This is a genomic window from Streptomyces acidiscabies, assembly GCF_020010905.1.
GTDB classification, from domain to species: domain Bacteria; phylum Actinomycetota; class Actinomycetes; order Streptomycetales; family Streptomycetaceae; genus Streptomyces; species Streptomyces acidiscabies.
In genome coordinates, this window is sequence record NZ_JAGJBY010000002.1 from 1,755,667 (window position 1) to 1,775,789 (window position 20,123).

Sequence of the window (20,123 nt, forward strand, 5' to 3'; positions counted from 1 at the left end):
AGGCGCCGAACGCCGCCGATCTTGGCGGAGGCATCATGGCCAGGCTGAAAGAAGGCGTGCGTCCGGAGCCCACACAACCAACAGCAGCGTCAGCGCTGGGTGGGTGGCGGACACGAGGGCACCCGATGGCACCGCTCTCTGGGAAGGCATCTTGGCCGTGACGTTGAGAGGTATCCGGAACTCACGAGGCCACCACCCGCCAGCTGGGTTGCGCAGCCGTGCTCGTCGGAGACCTTGACGGCCCGGTGGAGTGCAGGCGTCACAACCTGTTCGAACCAACTCGCCGACTGGCGAGAGCCGGTGAGTTCCTTACAGGGGAATTAGGCTGAGAGCGCCGGACGGGAAGTGATCGCCGTGGACCCCCGCAACACTCCTCCGCAAGCGGGAGGTACCCCCACCCGGCGGTGCCCCGAATGCGGGCACACCGCCAAGGAGAACCGGCCCACACAGGAGAAGTTCCACTGCGTCTCGTGCGGCCACAACGCGCACGCGGACACCGTGGGCGCCCTGAACGTTCTACGGGTCGGGCTGGTCCGTCGCGACGCCAACCAGGCATAGCGAGAAGCCCCCTCGTTTACGAGGGGGAGGAGTCACCATCCAGTGCTCGGCGGTCGCGTAGCCCACCCCGTTCACGGTGAACGGCGACTCCCACCACTGGCTGAGGCACCCGGCCCCGATCCGCCCGTCGGCACTCGGCCGATGCCCCCAGAAGTGCAGGTACTTGACCTTGCCCCCCGCCCGGACGGCCCGCACGAGCGCCTCCCGCGAATCGATCACGCCGGCCCCCTCCACACCCGGCCTCTCCACACCGGCCTCCTCCACGCCGACTTCGTCCACACTCGCCCCGTCCACGCCCGCCCTCTCCGAACTAGCCCCGTCCACACCCATCCCCTCCACGCTGGCCCCCTCCTTGCCGACTCCGTCCACGCTCGCTCGCTCCATGCCCGTCCCCTCTGCACCGGCCCCCACGCTGGCCCCCTCCATGCCGACCCCGTCCCTGCCATCTCCGTCCACGCCCACCCCGTCCACGCCCGTCCCCTCCACCCCAACCCCTTCCACCCCAACCCCCTCCCAGCCCCTAACTCTCCGTGCCCAAAGCATCCCACCCCCCACCGACAACCCCACCCCCATTTCCCCCCACCCCCACCCACCTCCTCGACAGATTCCGTCGCGTAACCAAATGGCAACAACGGAATCACTTGTTGGAGCACCACACCTCTGTCAGGATCGGCACTCAAATCCGACCAGAGCCACGCCCCCGCGTCGAACACCGAGACAGGGGCGAAGACGGAGGCGCGCGGCATGCGAGACAACTCGCCCGAGCTGGAACGTTTCGCCCAGGGTGCCCAGTACATCGCAGGCCGCCTCACTCAAGGCACCTCCTCCACCCCCCACACGATCACCGACCCGGCGACGAACACCCCCGTCCTCACCTACACCCCGGCCTCCACGAAGGACGTCGACGAGGCCGTCGCCGCAGCGCACGCCGCCTTCCCCGCCTGGTCCACCGCCACCCCCGCCGCAAGATCGGACGCCCTGCACCGCCTCGTGGAAACCCTCGCCGACCGTGCGGAGCACTTCGCGCGGGTGGAGTCCCTCCAGTGCGGCAAACCCCTGCGGCTGACGCGCGAGTTCGACGTCCCCGGCACGATCGACAACACGGCGTACTTCGCCGGCGCGGCACGCCACTTGCAGGGCCAGTCGGCGGGGGAGTACTCGGCGGACCACACGTCGTACGTGCGCAGGGAACCGATCGGCGTGGTCGGCTCGATCGCCCCCTGGAACTACCCCCTCCAGATGGCCGCGTGGAAGATCCTCCCGGCGATCGCGGCGGGCAACACGATCGTGCTGAAGCCCTCCGAGCTGACGCCCCTGACCGCGCTGATGTTCGCGCAGGCGGCGACGGACGCGGGCATCCCGGACGGCGTCGTGAACGTCGTCAGCGGCACGGGCGCCGAGGCGGGCGAACACCTCGTCGCGCACCCGGACGTGGCGATGACGTCGTTCACGGGCTCGACGGCCGTCGGCAAGCACATCGCGCGGGTCGCGTCGGAGACGGTCAAACGCGTGCACCTGGAACTCGGCGGAAAGGCCCCGTTCGTCGTGCACGACGACGCCGACCTGGAGGCCGCAGCGAACGGTGCCGTCGCGGGCGCGCTGATCAACGCCGGCCAGGACTGCACGGCGGCCACACGCGCGTACGTACAGAGGCCGCTGTACGACGCGTTCGTGCAGCGGACGGCCGCCCTGATGGAGAGCGTCTGCCTCGGTGACCCCTTCGCGGACGGCACGGACCTCGGCCCGCTGATCACGCGCGCGCACAGGGACCGGGTCGCGGGTTTCGTCGACCGCGCGCGTGCGTACGCGCGGGTGGTCACCGGAGGGGCCTGCCCGAAGGACAGGGACGGCGCGTACTATCTGCCCACCCTGATCGCGGACGCCCCGCAGGACAGCGAGATCGTCCGGTCCGAGATCTTCGGCCCCGTCCTGGTGGTCCTCCCCTTCGACAGCGACGACGAGGGCATCCGGCTGGCGAACGACACCCCGTACGGCCTCGCGGCGTCCGTGTGGACCCGGGACGTGTTCCGGGCGAACAGGGCGACGAGGGAGCTGCGCGCGGGGTGCGTGTGGGTCAACGACCACATCCCGATCGTCAGCGAGATGCCGCACGGGGGACACCGGCAGTCGGGTTACGGCAAGGACATGTCACCGTACTCGTTCGAGGAGTACACCCAGATCAAGCACGTCATGTTCGACAACACGGCGGCGGCCCGCAAACCCTGGCACCGCACGGTGTTCGCCGGTGGCCAAAGAAGCAGCTGACAAGGCCGCCGGGAACGCCGCCAAGTCGACCGTCGTCCGTCCGGAAGGGGCAGCACGCGCATGGAGCAGTACGAGCCCGACGACCGCCTGTCACCGGCCCAGCTCGCGGCCATGAGGCGCAGCCTGCGCACCGGCCGGGCCGCGCTGACCCGGCGCTCGCTGCTGCGCGCCTCGACAGGCGGCGCGCTGGCCCTGGCCGGTCTCGGGACGCTGAGCGCCTGCGGCATCCCGGCCGCCGGGAAGACCGCGGGCGGCACGTCCGCCGACGACCGCTCGGCGAAGGAGAAGACGGTCAACTTCTCCAACTGGACCGAGTACATGGACGTCGACGGCAGCGGGAAACGCCATCCCACGCTCGACGCGTTCACCAAGCGCACCGGGATATCCGTCCGGTACACCGAGGACATCAACGACAACAGCGAGTTCTTCGGCAAGATCAAGCCGCAGCTCGCCGCCGGCCAGGACACCGGCCGCGACCTGATCGTCCTCACCGACTGGCTCGCCGCGCGCCTGATCCGGCTGGGGTGGGTCCAGAAACTGGACGCGTCCAACCTGCCGCACGCCTTCGCCAACCTGTCCGCACAGTTCCGCACCCCCGACTGGGACCCGGGACGGGCGTACTCGTACCCCTGGCAGGGCATCTCGACGGTCATCGCGTTCAACAAGAAGGCGCTCGACGGCGTCGAGGTGAAGTCGGTCTCCGACCTCCTCGACAACCGGAAGCTGAAGGGCAAGGTCGGCTTCCTCACGGAGATGCGCGACACCGTCGGCATGACCCTGCTGGACCTGGGCAAGGACCCGGCGACGTTCACGGCGGACGACTACGACGCGGCGATCGCGCGCCTCCAGAAGGGCGTCGACAACGGCCAGATCCGCCGCTTCACCGGCAACGACTACACCGCCGACCTCACCAAGGGCGACCTCGCCGCGTGCATCGCGTGGGCGGGGGACGTCGTCCAGCTGAAGGCGGACAGCCCGGACGTCGACTTCGTCATCCCCGACAGCGGCTACATGACGTCCAGCGACAACCTGCTGATCCCCAACAAGGCGCGCCACAAGACGAACGCCGAACGGCTCATGGACTACTACTACGAGCCCGGACCGGCGGCGCAGCTCGCCGCGTACATCAACTACGTCTGTCCGGTGGACGGCGTCAAGGACGCGCTGGCGAAGATCGACCCGGACGCGGCGGACAATCCGCTGATCATCCCGGACAAGGCGATGCAGGCCAAGTCGCACTCCTTCCGCTCGCTGAGCGCGAGCGAGGAGACCGCATTCGAAGCGAAGTTCGCGAAGCTCACTGGGGCGTGACGACGATGACAGACAACAGCGGCGACGTCCGCCTCTCCGGCATAGGCAAGACGTACGGCGCGTTCACCGCCGTGCACCCCCTCGACCTGACCGTCCCGCAGGGCTCGTTCTTCGCGCTCCTCGGGGCGTCCGGTTGCGGCAAGACGACGACCCTGCGGATGATCGCGGGTCTGGAGGAGCCGACCAGTGGCACCGTCCACCTCGGCGACCAGGACGTCACCCGCCTGCCGCCCCACAAGCGGCCCGTGAACACGGTCTTCCAGTCGTACGCCCTCTTCCCGCACCTCGACATCTACGAAAACGTCGCATTCGGCCTCAGGCGGCGCGGGATCAAGAGCGTGAAGAAAATGGTCGACGACATGCTGGAACTCGTCCAGCTGGGCGAGCAGGCCCGTAAACGGCCCCACCAGCTCTCCGGCGGCCAGCAGCAGCGCGTCGCCGTCGCCCGCGCCCTCATCAACCACCCCAAGGTGCTCCTCCTCGACGAACCCCTCGGCGCCCTCGACCTGAAGCTGCGCCGCCAGATGCAGCTGGAGCTCAAGCGCATCCAGACCGAGGTCGGCATCACCTTCGTGCACGTCACGCACGACCAGGAGGAGGCCATGACGATGGCCGACACGGTCGCCGTGATGAACGCGGGCCGCGTCGAGCAGCTCGGCGCCCCCGCCGACCTGTACGAGAACCCGCGCACGACGTTCGTCGCGAACTTCCTCGGCACCTCCAACCTCATCGAGGCCGAGGTCGACACCAAGAACGGCGACGACATCGTCCTCAAGGCCGAGGACGGGCGGCTCGTCCTGCCCGCGTCCCGCTGTCCCGCCCCGGTGACGCCCGGCGGCAGGCTCCTCGTCGGCGTCCGCCCCGAGAAGGTCGCCCTCGCGCACGCGCACGAGGCGTCCACCGTCCCGGAAGGCCGCAACCGACTGCGCGGGACGATCGCCGACGCCAGCTTCATCGGCGTGTCGACGCAGTACGTGATCCGTACGGCCGTCTGCCCCGAGTTCGCGGTGTACGCCCAGAACGTCGACCGGGACGCGCGCCTGGTACCCGGCGCCGAAGTCGTCCTGCACTGGGCGCCTGCGCACACCTTCGGCCTCGACGCGTCTCAGGACATCGATGCGGGCACCGAGGAAGAGGCGGTCGTCTGATGACCGTCACCGAGGCTCCCGCGCGTGTGCGCAAGACGCGCGTGCGCAAGAGAGGCCGCTGGACGCCGTACTGGCTGCTGCTCCCCGGCATCCTCTGGCTGCTCGTGTTCTTCGCGCTGCCGATGATCTACCAGGCGTCGACCTCCGTGCAGACGGGCTCCCTGGAGGAGGGCTACAAGGTCACCTGGCATTTCGCGACCTACTGGGACGCCCTCCAGGAGTACTGGCCGCAGTTCCTGCGCTCGGTCCTGTACGCCGCCGCCGCGACCGTCCTGTGCCTGGTCCTCGGCTACCCGCTGGCCTACCTGATCGCGTTCCGCGCGGGGCGCTGGCGCAACCTGATCATGATCCTGGTGATCGCCCCGTTCTTCACCAGCTTCCTGATCCGTACGCTCGCGTGGAAGACGATCCTCGCGGATGGCGGCCCGGTCGTCGGAGCCCTCGACACCCTGCACGTCCTGGACGTCACCAGCTGGCTCGGCTGGACGGCGGGCGACCGCGTCCTGGCGACGCCCCTCGCGGTCGTGTGCGGGCTGACGTACAACTTCCTGCCGTTCATGATCCTGCCGCTCTACACGTCCCTGGAGCGCATCGACGGCCGCCTCCACGAGGCCGCCGGTGATCTGTACGCGCGCCCGTGGACGACGTTCCGGAAGGTCACCTTCCCCTTGTCGATGCCGGGGGTCGTCTCCGGGACGCTGCTGACGTTCATCCCGGCGTCCGGCGACTACGTCAACGCCGAACTCCTCGGCTCGACCGACACCCGCATGATCGGGAACGTCATCCAGACCCAGTTCCTGCGCGTCCTGGACTATCCGACGGCTGCCGCGCTGAGTTTCCTCCTCATGGCCGCGATCCTTTTCATGGTCACGTTCTACATCCGCCGTTCCGGGACGGAGGACCTCGTCTAGATGTCCTGGCTCAAGCGTCATCTCGTCGTCATCGCCGGATTGTGCACACTCGCCTATCTGCTGCTGCCGAACGTCGTCGTCACGGTCTTCTCCTTCAATAAACCAAAAGGCCGTTTCAATTACGAGTGGCAGAACTTCTCCCTCGACGCGTGGAAAGACCCGTGCGGCGTCGCCGGAATGTGCGGATCGCTCTCGACCAGCCTCCAGCTCGCGTTCTGGGCGACCCTCGGGGCGACCGCGCTCGGCACGATGATCGCCTTCGCGCTGGTCAGGTACCGCTTCCGCGCGCGGGGCGCCGTCAGCTCGCTGATCTTCCTGCCCATGGCGATGCCCGAGGTCGTGATGGCGGCCTCGCTGCTCACCCTGTTCCTCAACATGGGCGCCCAGCTCGGCTTCTGGACGATTCTCATCGCCCACATCATGTTCTGCCTGAGTTTCGTCGTGACGGCCGTCAAAGCACGCGTCATGTCGATGGACCCGCGCCTCGAAGAAGCCGCCCGCGACCTTTATGCCGGACCGGTCCAGACATTCCTGAGGGTGACCCTCCCTATTGCCGCCCCCGGAATCGCCGCCGGTGCGCTGCTCGCCTTCGCACTATCCTTCGACGATTTCATCATCACCAATTTCAACGCCGGTTCGACCGTCACGTTCCCGATGTTCGTCTGGGGTTCCGCACAGCGCGGTACGCCCGTGCAGATCAACGTCATCGGCACGGCGATGTTCCTCGTCGCCGTCCTCCTCGTGCTGGTCTCCATGGCCGTCGGCAGACGCCGTAGCAAGCACAGGGTTTGACGTCCACGCGGTCCGGGAACACTCGTCGCCGCTTCTGCGCCGACTTCGGTACGGCTCACCCCGCGCGCGTGGCGTACGGCGCCGGACCCGGCGGGTCCGCACCCGGCCGTCCCGTCAGGGAGCGTGCCGAACAGGCCGGTGCCGTGCTCACCGGCGCACGCGGGAGCGGAGACCGGTATGTGATCCGCTTCACTCCGGATAGGTCCCCGAACTCGCGTAATGCTCACCGGGAAACCTCCCTCTCTTCCTCGTGACGCCACACGGCGTCGACGACGGAAGACGACAGAAAGGGAGGTCTTCTCGATGACTGGGGCCAAGACTGCGGTCGAATGGCTGGCATCCGTAGCGCCCGACCCCGACGCCTGCCGGTGGGAATGGGAGCGCAACCCCCTCGGGGTCGCGCTGCTGCCCGCCGGGCGCGCCTGGGACGTGCTGATCCTGCCGGGCGAACTCGGCCGTCCGACCCTCGACATCCTCACCCGCATCCTCGACCGGCCCGGCCCGGTGCTGGTCGACTTCGGCGACAACCGCATGGGGTTCTTCGTGCCGCCGGGCACGGCCGCGCGCTGGCTCGGCACCGGGATCCGCAGCGCCGGGAACGGCACCTGGATCGTCGTCCCGTACCCGGGGCGCTCGACCGGCGCCGTCCGCTGGCTGGTCCCCCCGGACGGCACCGGCACGCTGAACGACCCCGCGCTCCTCGAACTCGCCATGCACGAGGCCGCCGCCGGGCTCGCGGCGAGGGAGGACGGGTGATCACGGGCTGACCGGTCCGCGAGCACACCTCCGCGTCCCCCATTCCGGGGAGGGTGCCCGCGCGCGAACACGCAACGTCGGCCGCCCGTGCGGCCGACGCGGTCTGCGCAGTCGTACAACCTTTCGTATGACCGCGAGTCCCCAAGTCCCCAAGTCCCCGGGTCCCCAAGCCCGCAAATCCCCAAGTTCGTACGCCCCTGAGGCGGCCGTTACGCGACAGTGGCCGCCCGTCCTACGAGTCGGCCGTCGCCTTGAGCGCCAGCCACAGCTCCATCCGCACGTCCGGGTCGTCCAAGGAGCGGCCCAGGATCTCCTCCACGCGGCGCATCCGGTAGCGCAGCGTGTGCCGGTGCACTCCCAGATCGGCGGCGGCCGAGTCCCACTGGCCGTGCCGGGAGAGCCACGCGCGCAGCGAGGCGACCAGGTCCCCCCGGCCCGTCGCGTCGTGCTCGTGCAGCGCCCGCAGGAGACCGTCCGAGAACGCCCGCACCGCGTCGTCCGCGAGGAGCGGCAGGACCGAGCCCGACGCCAGCTGGTCGTGCTCCACGAACGCCCTGCCCCGGCGCCTGGCGACCGACAGGGACTGCTCGGCCTGCTTGTGGCCGACCGCGGCCGTACTGGGCCCTGCCGGGCCCGACAGGCCGATCACCAGGTCGTGGCCCTCCGTCGACCGGTCCGCCTCCACCTCCGCCGCGTACTCCACCGTCTCCGCCAGCACCCCGCCGTCGTCCACCGCGACGACCACCAGCCGTTCGCCCTCCGGGACGACCAGCACGGGTTCGGCCGCGCGGGCTCCCGCGGACTCCAGGGCCTCCGCGAACTCCTCCAGCGGACCCTCGCCGTCCCGCACGCGCGCGCCGGGGCCCGGTTCCGCGACGATCACCCGGAACGGGGCGTCCAGCAGACCGGCGTACAGATCGCCCGCCACCGCGCGCGCGTGGTCCGGTTCGCCCGCGAGGAGCATCCGCAGGACCGCCGCGCCGATGCGCTGCTCGGCCGCGCGCAGGGCACGGGAGCGTTCCGTCGTCAGGGTGAGGAGGGCGATCGCCGAGTGGACGGCGTACCGCTCGGCCGTGCCCGGGGCGGTGGCCGTGCCGACGGCGAGCGCCGCGCGCGGGCGGCGGCCGGTGCCCAGGGAGTGCAGCTCCACCCGGTCCTCGCCGTCGATCACCGAGGAGGCCGGGGCGGGGCGCTCGCGCAGGCGCGCGACGTCCGCCGTGAGGCGGGCCGCCCTGCGCCACGCCCACTCCGGGGCCGCCGCGACGACCGCGCCCGACGGGTCGTACAGCGCCGCCCAGCCGTCCAGGTGGGCCGCCAGCGCCGCCAGCAGGCCCTCGGGGCCGGCGGCCAGGGTCTGGCGCGTCAGCTCGCGCTGAGCGGCGAAGCCGTCCGTCACCGCGCGGTACTGGTCCGCCGCGAGCGCCGCCGATACGGCCTTGCTGATCGCGATGAACGGGGTCCGGCGCGGCACTTCGAGCAGCGGCAGCCCCTCCGCGCGGGCCGCCTCCACCAGCGCCTCGGGGACGTCCTCGTAGTTGACGCCCACCGCGAACCCCAGCCCCACCACCCCCGCCTCCACCAGCCGCCGTACGTACCGGCGCATCGCCTCCGGGTCCTCGGCGTCCAGCTTCAGCGCCGTGGTCAGCAGCAGCTCCCCGCCCTCCATGTACTCCGCCGGGTCCGGCAGCTCGCTCACATGCGTCCACCGCACCGGCACACCGAGCTTGTCCTCGCCCGCGCGCACGACGAGCTTCAGCGCGGAGTGGTGGACGAGGGAGGCGAGGGTGGGGGGCATGGTGCCTTCAGACGCGAGGAGGTCGGGAGCAGTGCCGATTGTGCCTCAGCGCCTGGAGGGACGGTCACCACGCGACGAGCAGCCGGGACAGCCGCACGTGCGCCCCGAACTGCGTCGGCCCACTGATCCGGACCCCGCCCGACCGCACGAGGTCCTTGAGGCGCTGCGGCAGGCCGTCGTCGAAGCGGATGCCGTCCGGCACCGGGACTCCGGCGGCCCGCATCGGCCACTCGATCTCGCGGCAGGTGGTGCTGAGCCAGTCGAGGACCGGCGACCCGCCGGGGCCCGCCAGCGGCACCCAGGTGACCACCTCCGGGTCCGGGAGACCGGCGTCGAGGAACGTCCGGGTGAGGCGGGGCCCGAAGTCGGGTACGGCACCGGCCGCCCGGAAGGGGGCGGGCCACAGCGCGTAGTACCGGTCCCACTCCGGCAGCGGCGGATCGGACGGCGACGTGTTGGTGAAGTCCATCTCGTGCAGGACGACGATGCCGTCCGGCTTCAGCAGGGAGGCCAGCCGGCGCAGCGCCGACGCGGGATCGGGCAGGTACATGAGGATGTACCGGCCGACCAGGACGTCGAACTTCTCCGGCCGGGTGAAGTCGCCGAGGTCCGCGACCTCGTACCGGACCGAGCCCGCGAGCCCCGCCTCCCGCGCGCGTGCCCGCGCGCTGTGGACGCTCCCGGGGTCGCGCTCGATCCCCACGACCTGCCCGCCGGGCCCGACCAGACCGGCCGCCAGCAGGGCGACGTCACCCGGTCCCGAGCCGATGTCCAGGACGCTCATCCCGGGGCGCACTCCGGCCGCGCGCAGGATTCGTTCGGTGAACGGCGAGACCGCCTCGTTCTGGAGGGCGAGCCGCCGACGCTCGCTCTCGGAGTGACCGAGCAGATAGCCACTACGGCGCGTCATGAGGCACCTGCCAGGCGGCGTATCGCCTTGCCGCTCGACGTACGGGCGATCGCGCCCCGCCGGACGAGAACGATCTCGTCCGGCGTAATACCCAGCTCGGCCATCACGCGCGCGCGGATACGGCCCGTCGTGTCACGGCGGCTCGCCTCGTCCCGCCGCGTCGTCTCGACGACGAGCCCGAGCCTGCCGCCCTCGTCGGTCCAGATCTGCTCGGCCAGCACGCCGTGGACCGGGATGCCGGGCGTGTCGCGTACGACGGTCTCGATGTCGCTCGCCCAGTGGTTCGCGCCGAACACGATGATCACCTCTTTCGTACGGCCCACGACGTACAGCTCACCGTCGTACCGCAGGCCCAGGTCACCGGTCGCCACCCAGCCGCCCGGCAACAGCAGGCGACGGCTCTCCTCAGGGGCGTGGTCGTACCCGGTGCCGGTGACGGACGCCCCCCTGACCTCGATGGCGCCGACGGTGCCGTCCTCGGCCGGTACGCCGTTCGCGGCGGTGAGCCGGACCTCCGTACCCAGCACCGGCGTTCCCACACCCACCAGTTCGCGGTACGGCCCGCCGCAGGGCGCCACCGGCACGTACCGGCCCCGGCTGAGCTCGTCCCGGTCGGCGCGCAGCACCGCGGCCGGACGGCCGACCGGGGGGAGGGTGACCGCGAGGGTCGCCTCCGCCAGCCCGTAGGCCGGGAGGAACACGTCCTTCGCGAGTCCGGCGGGGGCGAAACGCTCGGTGAAGGCGTCCTGGAGGCGCCGGTCGACCGGCTCGGCGCCGTTCACCGCGATCCGCCAGCGGGACAGGTCGAGCCCGGCCGACGGCCCCACACCGCGCCGCAGGACGTACCGGTAGCCGGAGTCCGGGGCCATCGTGAACGTGGCGCCCAGCCGCCCCATGGCCGCGATCCACCCGTTCGGGTCCCGCAGGTAGTCCTCGGGCGTCAGCAGATGGATGCCGACGTCGTGCAGCAGCGGCGTCAGGAAGGAACCGATCAGCCCCATGTCGTGGAAGAGCGGCAGCCAGGTGCAGCCGACGTCGGCCGGAGTGAGCCGGGTGCCGTGGGCGATGGCCGCCACCCCGGCCGCCACGTTCCCGTGGCTCAGCACGACACCCCGGGGCTCGCTGCTGGTGCCCGACGTGTACTGGACCACCGCCGGGTCCGACGCGGCCCGTACGACGTACGCCGTTCCTGGCTCGGCGACCTCCGCCACCGGCAGTACGTCGATACCCGCACCTAGCGCCGGGAGCAGCCCGGGCGCCGACAGCACCGTACGCACGCGCGAGCGGCGCAGTGCCGCCGCCGTACGCCGTACGTACGCGTCGGACGACCCGAAGGGCACCGGACCCGGCAGCGGCACCGCGACCGCGCCCGCCGCCAGTACGCCGAAGAACGCGCGCGCGAAGTCCACCGACGTCGGCAGGACGAGCGCGACCCGCTCGCCGGGCTTGACCCCGCGCGACAGCAGTCCCACCGCCACCTGCCCCGCTTCGGCGAACAGGTCGGTGTACGGCAGGGACTCGCCGTCCCGGCCCCGGCGCAGCACGTGCAGGCCGCGCCCGGACCGCCGCACGGCGACCTCGGCGAGCGCCGCGAAGAGGGTCACGGCATGGGCTCCGGGTCCGTGATCAGCCCGGAGACCGCGCCCGCGAACTCCCGTACGGTGCTCGTCTCGAAGACGATGTGGTCCTCCACCTCGATGCCGTAGCGCTGCTCGATCTCCAGCACGATCTGGAGCGCGTGGATCGAGTCGAAGCGCGGCAGGGAGCGCAGATCGGCGTCCACGTCCACCTCCTCGACGGGGACGCGCAGTTGCTCGGCGACGATGCGGCTGACGGTGTGCTCGATCTCGGTGACACGCAGCGGTGACATGGCGTGGGGGTGTCCTGTTCTGTGACGTGGTCAGCGGGGCAGGGCGCGCAGCTTGGCCTTGATGTCGCGCGGGGTCTCCAGCGAGTCGTCGTCCGCGAGGAGCCGGACGATCGACATCACCTTGGCGTCCGCGGAGTCCACCGAGTCGTGCTGGATCGTCTCGATCCGGCGGATGCCCGCCGAGGACGTGGAGTGCGGGTAGAACATGCCCGCCGGGTGCTTGACGCCGCCCTGCCGGTCGGCCAGCCAGATGTAGGCCATGCGCAGGGCGGCGGTCCGGTGGGCCGGGTCGCCGTCGCACAGCTCCCGCAGGAACACCGAGAACGCGCGGCAGTGCCGGGCCTCGTCGCGGGCCAGCAGCCGCCAGATCTTCCGGATCACCGGCTCCGGCGCGTGGGCCGCGAGCGCCTTGTAGAGGGCGGCGGCGCGGGACTCCGAGACGACGTTCATCATCAGGGTCGCCGAGCGCACGTCGCCCTGCGGGTACGGCTCGCGCTTGTAGAGCGCGTGCTTCGAACGCAGCTTGACGCCGATCCGGTCCAGGTAGCGGGCCTGGACCAGCGAGTGCCGGGACTCCTCCGCGCCCCACTGGAGCGCCCAGGACGAGAAGCTCGCCTCGCCCTGCCACTCCCGCAGGAAGTTGTGGGCGCCGGGCAGGGTGCCGAACTCGATGACGGCGGCCTCGGTGAGGCAGTCCACGGTCCGCTCGTCCAGCAGACCGTGCTCGATGCGGTCGAGGTCGATCTCGGTCCAGTCCCAGCGGGTCGTCTCGAACCAGTCGAAGATCTTGTTGAACGTCATGTCGAGGTAGTAGTCGGTGTACAGGTCGTCCGCCATCAGCGCGCGGTGCGCCCGCAGGGCCAGTTCGACCGAGCCGGCGAACCCGCCGGGCGCCACCGCCGACGGCCGCACGATGTCCTCGACGTCCAGGGCCTCCGCCCAGCCGGGTACCGGCCCCGCCGTGTCGGGCCCGACGACGTACACACGGGTCCGGTCGAACCGCGCGTGCGCGCGCAGGGCCCGTACGGAGGGCAGCGGCTCGGCGTCCGCGCCGATCCACACGGCCGCGAGGTCGGCCGACGGGTCGAACTCGTGCAGGTAGCGCTGCCAGTCGGCGTGCGCGGGACGGTCCACGGCGACGTCGCCGAAGGCGGGGAGGGTGAGTTCCCCGGCGGGGGAGACGGCGGTGGTCGGGGCCAGCAGGGCGATTCTGGGCGTGGTCACGAGGAGCGGTCCTCTCTGGTGGTCTGCCGTGTCAGCGCGCCTCGGTACCGGCGGCGGGGCCGAGGAGCACGGGCAGCTCCTCGATGCTGTTGCTGACGAACGACGGCACGGGTCGGGCGGTCCATGTGCCCGGCGGCGCCGGCCGTACCTCGGGGAAGCGGGTGAAGAACCCGGCCAGCGCCGTTTCGAGCTGGAGGCGCGCCAGGTGGATGCCGATGCAGAAGTGCGGGCCGTGCCCGAAGCCGAGGTGGCCCGCCTGCCTGCGGCGGACGTCGAAGCGTTCCGCGTCGGCCCCGTGGTGCTCCGGGTCGCGGCCCGCCGAACCGAACGACGCGAGGACGGCCTCGCCCCGGCGGATCGTTTCGCCTCCTACGACGACGTCCTCGACGGGGTAGCGCATCGGGAACTGGTTCACCGCGCCGTTCCAGCGCATCGTCTCCTCGACGACGGCGCTCCACGGCGCCTCTCCGGCGCGCACGGCCGCGAGTTGCTCGGGGTGGGTGAGCAGGGCGTGGCAGGCGTTGACGAGGACGTTGATGACGCTCTGGTGGCCCGCGAAGAACATCAGCAGGATCATGCCGTGCAGCTCGCTGTCGCTGAGCCGGTCGTCCCCGGCCCGACGCGCCGTCAGCAGCGCGCTGATCAGGTCGTCTCCGGGCGTGTCGCGGCGCTCCGCCACGATCTCCCGCAGCAGCGCCTCGATCCGCGCGTCGGTCTCCAGGACCTGTTCGGGGGTGTTGGTCGTCCGGGTCTGCATCCCGGTGAGCACGTGCAGCAGCCGCCGCTTGGGCTGCGGGACGCCCACCAGGTCCGAGATGACGGCGGTGGGGATCGGGTAGGCGAACGCCTTGCGGAAGTCCACCGGCCGGTCCACGGGCCGCGCGGCGAGCCGGTCGAGGAGCGTGCCGACGAGCTGTTCGACCCCCGGGCGCATGGCCTCCACCCGGGCCGGGGTCAGCGCCTGGTCGACCAGCCCGCGCAGCCGCCGGTGGTCCGCGCCGTGCGCGTTGATGACGCTGTCGGTCGACACGAAGCCGATCAGCGGCCACCCGTCCGGCACCTCGCCGCGCGCCGCCGCACCCCAGTACGCGATCCCCTTGGCCATCCTGGGGTCCGTCAGCACCCGGCGCAGATCGTCGTGGTGCGGAATCGCCCACGCCCGCACCCCGCCGGGGAGCTGGACCGGTACGGCTCTGCCCGCCGCCCGCAGCCGGGCGTTCTCCGCGTGCTGATCCGAACCGTCGACGTCGAGGACGAACGGGCATTCAATCGAATCCACTTTCATCTCCCTCTAGGGGAACGCGACGTGCCGGGACGTTTCCTCCGCCAAGAAGCGTGCGACGTCGGCGCCGAATTCGTCGTACGCGTGGAAAAGGAATCCGTGCCCGGTGCCGGGATAGATCTTCAGCGTGGAATGCGGCAGGTGTTTCGCGAGAATTATGCTTTTCCCGGCGGCGACCATGATGTCCCGTTCGCCGTGGGCGACGAAGGCCGGCTGGGTGATCGACGCGAGGTCCCGGACGGCCGACGGGTCGTGCGCTCCCCAGGCCGCCGCCGCTTTCAGCTGGGCCCGCCAGGAGGGTTCGGCGACGCCCGCGCCCAGGCCCACCCGGCGGACGTACGCGACACCCTGCGTACGGCCCTCCGAGGTCGGCGGGAAGAACAGATGGACGAGGTCCTTGGGGCCGACCTGCGCTTTCGTGATGACCTCCCGGACCCGGCCCTGCGCGGCGAGGTCCTCGCCAAAGCCGCGCGGGGAGGTGCCGGCGAGGACCAGACGGCGTACGAGGTCCGGGCGGACGCGCGCCAGGGTCTGGGCCACGTAGCCGCCCAGGGAGAAGCCGAGGACGTCGATCTCGGTGAGGCCCAGCGATTTCGCGAAAGCGGCGATTCCCTCCGCCATGGCCGCGACCGTGTCCGGGGTCGTTCCGTCCGACAGGCCGACACCGCGATTGTCCGGGACGAACACCTCACGGTCCGCCGCCAGCTTTTCGAGCAGGGCCGGGTCCCACATGTCGAGGGCGGCACGGAAATGCGAGAGGAGTAACAGGGGCGGCATTCCCGTGTCTTTGCCGAGCCGGGTGTAGGCGTAACGGCAGCCGTCGAAGGAGCGGGCGAAGAGCTTTTCCATGAAAACCCTTCGTCGCCGCGATACGGGTGATAGATATGGGTGATATCAGAAAAGTAACCCTGCCCGTAATCGCGTGTCAACGATCAGTATTGGCCATCGACTTGGCTCCGCCGCAGGTCCACCAGCATCGGCGGCGCGTATTCGCCCCGCACGCTGGTCAGGGACAGCACCGCGTGGCCCGGCGGGACCTCGTGGGCCAGTTGGGACGCCGACCAGCGCTCCCGCTCGACCTGACGGACGGTCACCGCGTCCGTGGTGACCGCCTTGCCGGTGACGAGTTTGCGCAGGGCGTGGATCGCGCGGGTCATCGGCTGGTCGGCGAAGACCGTGTGCTTGGCGACCTCGGTCGTCTCGACCCACTCCGTGCCCCACGTCTGGGCGAACCGGTTGCCGTCCCACGTCGTGACACCCGCGTACGCCATCCGGCACCCCACGGCGCCGTACAGCGGCCCGTGCAGGGCCTCCGGGACGTCCCCGACGCTCCGCAGCGCCAGCACCACGCCCGCGTCGCGCGAACGCAGGCGCTGGATGTGCCGCACGGACTCCGCGGTGACCGTCCCGGTCGCGTCGTCGAGCACGAGGCACGCGAAGTGGGTGCGCCGGTCCTCCCGGACGACCGCGTTGAACTGCGCGAGCACCAGGCGCGTGAGGATCCGTCCGGCTTCCTCGTGCCCGCGTGCGGGGAGGTCGATGCGGATGCGGAGGGGGTGGTCGGCGAGGGCGCGGAGGGAGAAGGCGCGGTGGGGGGTGCGGCTGTGGTCCGTGTCCCCGCCGCCCCCCAGGAACTCCGCGAACACCGGCCTGCTCAGCAGCGCCAACCGGTCCGCCAGCGCGCGTCCCGCGTCTGCGGGGGCCCCGGTCTGGCGGATGCGCGCGTCCAGTTCGCGGCGCATGACCTCGTCCCCGGCGAGGGCGTCGCGCAGGGACGCCAGCGCCTCGGGGCTCTCCAGGAGCTCGCGCAGGGCCGGGAGGGTCGGGAAACGGCCGTGTACGGCCCGGTAGGGGCCCAGGAGCTGGGCGAGGGCCGTCGCCGCCTGAGGGGTCGCCAGGTCGCCCACGAGGGCCTCGGAGAGGATCGCGGCGGCCTCGTCGGGGTCGTCGGAACCCGCGTACGGGTCGAGGTCGTGGACGGACGACGGGTCGCCGATACGGACGACGACGTCGAAGGAGTCGTCGGAACCCAGCGGCGCGCCCGCCGAGGACACCGCGACGACCGCACACGCGCCCGTGAGCGCGCGCAGGGCCAGCGATTCGGTCACCGGCTCGATCAGCGTGCGCGTCTTCCCGGAACCCGACGGACCGACCGCCAGCAGCGAGGTCCCCAGCACGTCCGCCCCGAGCGCGGCCCCCGCGTCCCGGTAGGGCACCGGCGCCCGCTCGGCGGACACCCACCGCCCGATCCGCACCTGCCCGGCGAGCAGGTCGTGCGGCGCGGTACGGCGCGGCAGATCGCGCGCGCCCGAGGGATGCGTCCAGGCCGCGCCCCCCTGCCGCAGCACCGCCTCCCGGAACGCCCCGAGCGAGGCGCCCGCGCGCGCGAGGCCGAACGCGTGCTCCACGCGCGCGCAGTCGACGTCGTTCATCCGCCCCGCCGCGACCTCACCGCTCAGCAGGTCGGCCGCCTCCGTCTGCCCGGCGTCCCGCAGCGCGGGCCACTGCGCGCGCGGGCGCTCGACGACGACCTGCACCGGCGCCTCGCCCCTGCGCACGGCCAGCATGTCCTTCGCGTACGGCCACCAGCCCCCGACCTTCGCGAACGGCCACACCACCAGCGCGGTGACCACCGCGTACAGCGAGTCCGTGAACAGGGCCGACGTGAACAGCTCGTAGCTCCCGGAGATCAGCACGACCAGCGAGAACAGCGGGTCCACGACGGGCAGCGAGTCCCAGCCGACCAGCGGGAACGCGTCCGGGAACACGAAGCTGAGCGTCACCAGCGCCGCGACGAACGCGTACACCGCGCGCGCGGGCTGCGGACGGCGCCCGATGAAGTGCCGCACGGCGTCCGGCCAGCTCCCCAGCCGGCCCATCGTGTACATGAGGACGGCGAAGAACAGCCCGTCGTACACGACCCGCGCCTCCGCGCCCTCCGTGGTCTTCGCGGAGGCCATCGTCCCGCCCCACCACCAGTCGCCCGGCGTGAACAGCCGCAGCAGGGTGAACTGGTAGGGGAACGACCCGCGCCGCCACAGCGACCACAGCACGAGCGCGACGACCAGCGGGATCAGCAGGCCGACGACGGTGACGGGGGAGAGGCGCTCACCGTCCTGCGAGGCGTCCTTGGGCGGCCGGAAACCGAACCGCCAGATGCCGGGGCGGGCTTCCGGGCGGGGGGTGTCGAGCCACTCGGAGACGGCACCGGGGGCGGCGGGCTGCTTGCCGTACGGATCGCCGGTCCCGAACGCGCCCCCGGCCCCCGGCGCGCCGGGCGCGTGGGCCGGCTTCGGCGGTACTCCCGCACCACCCTCCGGGGACCCCGCAGGGCGCGGTACAGGGCTCGCATGCGTACCGCGCGCGTCCTGCGTCCCGTCGCTGTTCATCGCCCTGCCCCCTGACCAGCCGCTCAGTCCACCGTCAGCCGTCAATCTAACGCGCCCGCAAAGGGAGTTCACCGCTCCCGCGCCAGACCGCGCCGACACCGCCGTACGCCGTCACTGTCCACGGCGGACAACGCGCCGCCCAGAAGGCGCCCACATGGAGCATGCCCAGCTTGTCCGCCCCGTCCTAACCTGCGAGAAAACGGAGGCGGACGCGCTGGGTACACACACCCCGGTGGACCCCGTCCCGTACGCATCACCCGGTTCGCACCCTCTAGGAGCCCCCATGACCGACCTTCCGCAGGAGCGCCGGATCGTCACCGCGATCCCCGGCCCCAAGTCGCAGGAGCTTCAGGCCCGTCGCCTCGCCGCCGTCGCGCGGGGCGTCGGTTCGGTGCTGCCGGTGTTCACCGCGCGCGCGGGAGGCGGGATCGTCGAGGACGTCGACGGCAACCGGATGATCGACTTCGGCTCCGGGATCGCGGTCACCAGCGTCGGCGCGTCCGCCGAGGCCGTCGTCCGGCGCGCGAGCGCGCAGCTCGCCGACTTCACCCACACGTGCTTCATGGTCACGCCGTACGAGGGGTACGTCGAGGTCGCCGAGGCCCTCGCGGAGCTGACGCCCGGGGACCACGCGAAGAAGAGCGCGCTGTTCAACTCCGGCGCCGAGGCCGTCGAGAACGCCGTCAAGATCGCGCGGGCGTACACGAAGCGTCAGGCGGTCGTCGTCTTCGACCACGGCTACCACGGCCGGACCAACCTCACGATGGCCCTGACGGCCAAGAACATGCCGTACAAGCACGGTTTCGGGCCCTTCGCGCCCGAGGTGTACCGGGTGCCCGTCGCGTACGGCTACCGCTGGCCCACCGGCCCCGAGAACGCGGGCCCCGAGGCCGCCGCGCAGGCCATCGACCAGATCTCCAAGCAGGTCGGCGCGGACAACGTGGCCGCGATCATCATCGAACCGGTGCTCGGCGAGGGCGGGTTCATCGAGCCCGCGAAGGGCTTCCTGCCGGCGCTGAGCAAGTTCGCCGCCGACAACGGCATCGTCTTCGTCGCCGACGAGATCCAGTCCGGGTTCTGCCGCACCGGCCAGTGGTTCGCCTGCGAGGACGAGGGGATCGTCCCCGACCTGATCACCACCGCGAAGGGCATCGCGGGCGGGCTGCCGCTCGCCGCCGTCACCGGGCGCGCCGAGATCATGGACGCCGCGCACGCGGGCGGGCTCGGCGGTACCTACGGCGGCAACCCCGTCGCCTGCGCGGGCGCGCTGGGCTCCATCGAGACCATGAAGGCCCTCGACCTCAACGCCCGCGCGAAGGCGATCGAGGCGACGATGAAGGCCCGGCTGCTCGCCATGGCCGACAAGTTCGACGTCATCGGCGACGTGCGCGGGCGGGGCGCGATGATCGCCGTCGAGCTGGTCAAGGACCGGGCCACCAAGGAGCCGGCTCCGGAGGCCACGGCGGCTCTCGCCAAGGCCTGCCACCAGGAGGGGCTGCTGGTCCTGACCTGTGGAACGTACGGGAACGTCCTCAGGTTCCTGCCGCCGCTGGTCATCGGCGACGACCTGCTCAACGAGGGCCTCGACATCATCGAAGGCGCGTTCGCGGCCATCTGACGGGCGTGTGAAGAACGTGTGCGGGGAGGATGGCGGCTCCGGGTTCGGCCTGTCGCCGGGGCGGGAGCTGCCGTAGTTTCGTTCGTGATGAGAGATACACCCGCTCACGGGAGACCGTGGACGGTGCCGGGCCGGGGCCTCCCCAGCTTCGTCCTGGTCGTGCCTCGCGCACACATCCGGAGCCATTGGTTCCGGTGATCTCCTCACCGATCGGACCGTCGCCCGCCCCAAACCCCCCGGGGCGGCGGCACCCCGATCTGGACGGCCATCCCGGAACCACCCCCCCCTGTTCCG

15 protein-coding genes and 2 pseudogenes are annotated in these 20,123 nt (G+C 71.3%); 8 read left to right on the forward strand and 9 right to left on the reverse strand.

The features are described 5' to 3' along the window. Positions 1 to 336 precede the first annotated feature (336 nt). Positions 337 to 558: pseudogene (locus J8M50_RS34850) on the forward strand (zinc ribbon domain-containing protein); the annotation flags it as partial. Between the two features lie 18 nt (positions 559 to 576). On the opposite strand, the pseudogene J8M50_RS34855 reads toward J8M50_RS34850, so the two are convergent. Further along, positions 577 to 888 (reverse strand): annotated as a pseudogene (locus tag J8M50_RS34855) (hypothetical protein); the annotation flags it as partial. A gap of 414 nt (positions 889 to 1,302) precedes the next feature. On the opposite strand from J8M50_RS34855, the gene J8M50_RS34860 reads away from it, so the two are divergent. The 6 genes from J8M50_RS34860 (at position 1,303) to J8M50_RS34885 (ending at position 7,741) form a co-directional block, all read left to right on the forward strand. Continuing rightward, positions 1,303 to 2,823: a gamma-aminobutyraldehyde dehydrogenase gene (locus J8M50_RS34860; RefSeq protein WP_010360233.1), complete on the forward strand. Its 1,521-nt coding sequence runs from the start codon at positions 1,303 to 1,305 to the stop codon at positions 2,821 to 2,823. 60 nt (positions 2,824 to 2,883) lie between these two features. Then, on the forward strand, positions 2,884 to 4,134 hold the full coding sequence (locus tag J8M50_RS34865; RefSeq protein ID WP_010360234.1) for a polyamine ABC transporter substrate-binding protein: 1,251 nt from the start codon (positions 2,884 to 2,886) through the stop codon (positions 4,132 to 4,134). 5 nt (positions 4,135 to 4,139) lie between these two features. Further along, positions 4,140 to 5,282 carry an ABC transporter ATP-binding protein gene (locus tag J8M50_RS34870; protein WP_178855102.1) on the forward strand — a complete coding sequence of 381 codons (1,143 nt, stop codon included), beginning with the start codon at positions 4,140 to 4,142 and terminating at the stop codon, positions 5,280 to 5,282. Further along, complete coding sequence (locus J8M50_RS34875; RefSeq protein WP_029184644.1) at positions 5,279 to 6,193, forward strand: ABC transporter permease; 915 nt, start codon at positions 5,279 to 5,281, stop codon at positions 6,191 to 6,193. The genes J8M50_RS34870 and J8M50_RS34875 overlap by 4 nt, the downstream gene beginning before the upstream one ends. Next, the gene (locus J8M50_RS34880; RefSeq protein WP_010360240.1) at positions 6,194 to 6,985 is read left to right on the forward strand and encodes an ABC transporter permease; all 792 of its coding nucleotides are present in this window, start codon (positions 6,194 to 6,196) and stop codon (positions 6,983 to 6,985) included. Between the two features lie 303 nt (positions 6,986 to 7,288). After that, complete coding sequence (locus J8M50_RS34885) at positions 7,289 to 7,741, forward strand: bifunctional DNA primase/polymerase (protein WP_010360241.1); 453 nt, start codon at positions 7,289 to 7,291, stop codon at positions 7,739 to 7,741. Between the two features lie 232 nt (positions 7,742 to 7,973). On the opposite strand, the gene J8M50_RS34890 is transcribed toward J8M50_RS34885, so the two are convergent. From J8M50_RS34890 to J8M50_RS34925, 8 genes are all read right to left on the reverse strand, one after another. Further along, on the reverse strand, positions 7,974 to 9,536 hold the full coding sequence (locus J8M50_RS34890) for a PucR family transcriptional regulator (protein WP_059046991.1): 1,563 nt from the start codon (positions 9,534 to 9,536) through the stop codon (positions 7,974 to 7,976). Between the two features lie 64 nt (positions 9,537 to 9,600). Continuing rightward, on the reverse strand, positions 9,601 to 10,446 hold the full coding sequence (locus J8M50_RS34895) for an SAM-dependent methyltransferase (protein ID WP_010358623.1): 846 nt from the start codon (positions 10,444 to 10,446) through the stop codon (positions 9,601 to 9,603). After that, on the reverse strand, positions 10,443 to 12,050 hold the full coding sequence (locus J8M50_RS34900) for an AMP-binding protein (RefSeq protein ID WP_010358624.1): 1,608 nt from the start codon (positions 12,048 to 12,050) through the stop codon (positions 10,443 to 10,445). The genes J8M50_RS34895 and J8M50_RS34900 overlap by 4 nt, the downstream gene beginning before the upstream one ends. Continuing rightward, complete coding sequence (locus J8M50_RS34905; RefSeq protein WP_010358625.1) at positions 12,047 to 12,316, reverse strand: acyl carrier protein; 270 nt, start codon at positions 12,314 to 12,316, stop codon at positions 12,047 to 12,049. Before J8M50_RS34905 ends, J8M50_RS34900 begins: the two co-directional genes overlap by 4 nt. A gap of 30 nt (positions 12,317 to 12,346) precedes the next feature. After that, positions 12,347 to 13,540, reverse strand: a complete 1,194-nt coding sequence (locus J8M50_RS34910; RefSeq protein WP_010358627.1) for a ferritin family protein — start codon at positions 13,538 to 13,540, stop codon at positions 12,347 to 12,349. A 31-nt stretch (positions 13,541 to 13,571) separates the two neighbouring features. Then, positions 13,572 to 14,819, reverse strand: a complete 1,248-nt coding sequence (locus tag J8M50_RS34915) for a cytochrome P450 family protein (protein ID WP_010358630.1) — start codon at positions 14,817 to 14,819, stop codon at positions 13,572 to 13,574. Positions 14,820 to 14,831: 12 nt separating this feature from the next. After that, entirely contained in the window at positions 14,832 to 15,671 is an 840-nt protein-coding gene (locus J8M50_RS34920) for an alpha/beta fold hydrolase (protein ID WP_010358632.1), read from the reverse strand. Between the two features lie 83 nt (positions 15,672 to 15,754). Continuing rightward, positions 15,755 to 18,211, reverse strand: coding sequence for a type IV secretory system conjugative DNA transfer family protein (locus J8M50_RS34925; RefSeq protein WP_010358633.1), 2,457 nt, complete (start codon positions 18,209 to 18,211; stop codon positions 15,755 to 15,757). Between the two features lie 283 nt (positions 18,212 to 18,494). Here J8M50_RS34925 and gabT point away from each other — a divergent pair, with 283 nt between their 5' ends. Beyond that, complete coding sequence (gene gabT, locus J8M50_RS34930; protein WP_010358635.1) at positions 18,495 to 19,829, forward strand: 4-aminobutyrate--2-oxoglutarate transaminase; 1,335 nt, start codon at positions 18,495 to 18,497, stop codon at positions 19,827 to 19,829. The last annotated feature ends 294 nt before the right edge of the window (positions 19,830 to 20,123 follow it).

Bases quoted from the DNA above. Each gene is read 5' to 3' on its own strand.
- J8M50_RS34860 (WP_010360233.1), top strand. From the start codon at position 1,303: ATGCGAGACAACTCGCCCGAGCTGGAACGTTTCGCCCAGGGTGCCCAG.
- J8M50_RS34865 (WP_010360234.1), top strand. From the start codon at position 2,884: ATGGAGCAGTACGAGCCCGACGACCGCCTGTCACCGGCCCAGCTCGCG.
- J8M50_RS34870 (WP_178855102.1), top strand. From the start codon at position 4,140: ATGACAGACAACAGCGGCGACGTCCGCCTCTCCGGCATAGGCAAGACG.
- J8M50_RS34880 (WP_010360240.1), top strand. From the start codon at position 6,194: ATGTCCTGGCTCAAGCGTCATCTCGTCGTCATCGCCGGATTGTGCACA.
- J8M50_RS34885 (WP_010360241.1), top strand. From the start codon at position 7,289: ATGACTGGGGCCAAGACTGCGGTCGAATGGCTGGCATCCGTAGCGCCC.
- J8M50_RS34890 (WP_059046991.1), bottom strand. From the start codon at position 9,536: ATGCCCCCCACCCTCGCCTCCCTCGTCCACCACTCCGCGCTGAAGCTC.
- J8M50_RS34895 (WP_010358623.1), bottom strand. From the start codon at position 10,446: ATGACGCGCCGTAGTGGCTATCTGCTCGGTCACTCCGAGAGCGAGCGT.
- J8M50_RS34905 (WP_010358625.1), bottom strand. From the start codon at position 12,316: ATGTCACCGCTGCGTGTCACCGAGATCGAGCACACCGTCAGCCGCATC.
- J8M50_RS34920 (WP_010358632.1), bottom strand. From the start codon at position 15,671: ATGGAAAAGCTCTTCGCCCGCTCCTTCGACGGCTGCCGTTACGCCTAC.
- J8M50_RS34925 (WP_010358633.1), bottom strand. From the start codon at position 18,211: ATGAACAGCGACGGGACGCAGGACGCGCGCGGTACGCATGCGAGCCCT.
- gabT (WP_010358635.1), top strand. From the start codon at position 18,495: ATGACCGACCTTCCGCAGGAGCGCCGGATCGTCACCGCGATCCCCGGC.